Origin of the sequence: Methanospirillum sp., from assembly GCF_035560735.1 — an archaeon.
Lineage (GTDB): Archaea > Halobacteriota > Methanomicrobia > Methanomicrobiales > Methanospirillaceae > Methanospirillum.
Genome location: NZ_DATMYY010000129.1, coordinates 1 through 2119, shown reverse-complemented (window position 1 = coordinate 2119; position 2119 = coordinate 1). Strand labels below are relative to the sequence as shown.

At 42.7% G+C, this 2119-nt stretch carries 2 protein-coding genes; one reads left to right on the top strand and one right to left on the bottom strand.

All coding sequences use genetic code 11. The features are described 5' to 3' along the window. Positions 1 to 32: 32 nt before the first annotated feature. On the bottom strand, positions 33 to 1373 hold the full coding sequence (locus VN429_RS04050) for a PKD domain-containing protein (RefSeq protein WP_325630062.1): 1341 nt from the start codon (positions 1371 to 1373) through the stop codon (positions 33 to 35). A 516-nt stretch (positions 1374 to 1889) separates the two neighbouring features. On the opposite strand from VN429_RS04050, the gene VN429_RS04045 reads away from it, so the two are divergent. Then, positions 1890 to 2119, top strand: a 230-nt coding sequence (locus VN429_RS04045; protein ID WP_325630060.1) for a hypothetical protein, incomplete at its 3' end; no start/stop codon positions are given.

Sequence of the window (2119 nt, the reverse complement as noted above, 5' to 3'; positions counted from 1 at the left end):
GTATGTATGTATCGGTGTGAGAAAAAAGAGACTCAGGTTGACACGGTTAAATTAACAGTATAGGTCCCTGAATTATTGTATTGATGAGATGGATTTTGCTTTGTTGAACTAACACCATCACCAAAATTCCAGTTCCAGGATGACGGACTTCCTGTTGATGCATCATAAAACTGGATCGTAAGCGGAATCACACTCAAACCAGGGACACCATAAAATTTTGCCACCGGGAGAGATTTGATATGAATAACGCCTACGCCGTAGTGTTTCATTCCGGCATAATACCCTCCCCAGGTCATGGCATGGTCTGAATAATCCCACGTGTCATGTAAGATAACCTGATCAGTACCAGAATATCCGATACCAAGCATGGTATGCCCACTCACCTGAATAAGAACAGGGTAACCTGCATCAATCTCTGCTTTATATTGAGCATAGGTAAACCCATATGAATACCCAAGGGAATCGATATACTGATTATAATTAGTTAGGACGCTATAACCACGTGATTCGGCAAACAGCCTCATACCATGCATACCATCGCGACTATAGTAGTCGTAATCTTTGAAATCATATGTGGGTGAACCATCAGAATACCACCAGAAAGTGGTACTTCCGTCACTATTTCCGTATTTTTGGTTCATATTGGTACCCATGTAATCAGCGATACAATCCTGGGGTGTATGTTCTGCCCAGGAACCATAATATGGATCAGAACCGGAACCATATGCATAGTAATAATCATCCTTGTGACCTTTTGTTGCCCTCCCATCAAGCCCGTACTGAGATGCTGACAACGGGCACTGACCATTCCCTTCAGATGAGGAGCCCCAGACAGTGTTGGTTAATGGGAACACTCCACCGTTGGTCGGACCGGTATACATATTCGAAAATCCGGCTCTGTCATAGTACCCAAACAACATAGTGGCAGACGTTGCAGAACATCCATATGACCACTTTAATGCAGGGACTTGATTTGAGGGAAGAGTTTTTACAGAAATATCACTTTTATCTACGACGCTCGATGCCCCATTCCACCCATCTGGAGGCAGACCTGGCCCGATTATCCGCTCATCAACAAGACTGCCATTAATAACCTGGCGTGACTTCAGGGTTGTATCTGATGCAGATAAAAGACCTGAACTGAGAGTTGTGTTCACTGAACCTGACACATTTACCGTTGAATTATTTACAGACAGTGTTGTCAGACCCAGAACAGAATGAGAACCAATCTCTTTAAAAAAAGACGTCTCATACCCGTGCCCAATTGAAGATATCTCCGGGATATTTGAAAAGTCCCAAGAAAAGAGACAATTACCAGAGACAGGAAACGTGAGGGCATCAGTTGGGGCGATGAAACACACAGTACAATACATCACCAGTATCAATGAAGAATAACGTAGGTTCATATTTCTTCTCTTTCAGTGATTGATAACCAAAACCATAGCCCCTAATAAATTTGGGCAGGACAAATACGCTGTATAAGAATCAGCGTCATATCTGCATATAATAACTCTCACTTGTATTTGAGACGATGATGAGTCAGGTTCTTAAAGAAATCAGGCTTGAAGGAAGGATGAGTGAGAAGACACTTATCATCAGCACTCAATCGGAGAAACCCTGACACGCTGTTTGATCTAGTCAGGCTCTTGCCGTGCTGAAACACTATCAGCGATCCCATTGTCATACAGATGGAATGGTATTCTTGCTACTCAAGATTTTTTGCAGCCACAGGGCGGTTATATATTACTTTGAACAGCACATCCAAAAGCCTGAAATCAAATTAACCTGTACAGAGGCTGCCTTCACCGATGCTATCCGATCACATGGGACCGGAAATTTAGGATCTCTGATCTGCAGCATATCCCTCAACATATTCTGTGATCTTCAAGATGCTCCAGGAGTCATCAAGCAAAGGACATTATTATGAGGGAATTTTAATAAAATTCACAACAGTATCAGCCTGTGACAGGGCCCATGTCATTGATAAGAATGGGACAACATCAAACGATGATACTCCTGATCCTGGTGATGGTGAAAAGGAGCAGAATACTGAACAGAAGTATTTCGGAACTTCGGAAAGTTTCGGACGGATTACAGAAATTTCCGCATCAAATCCAGG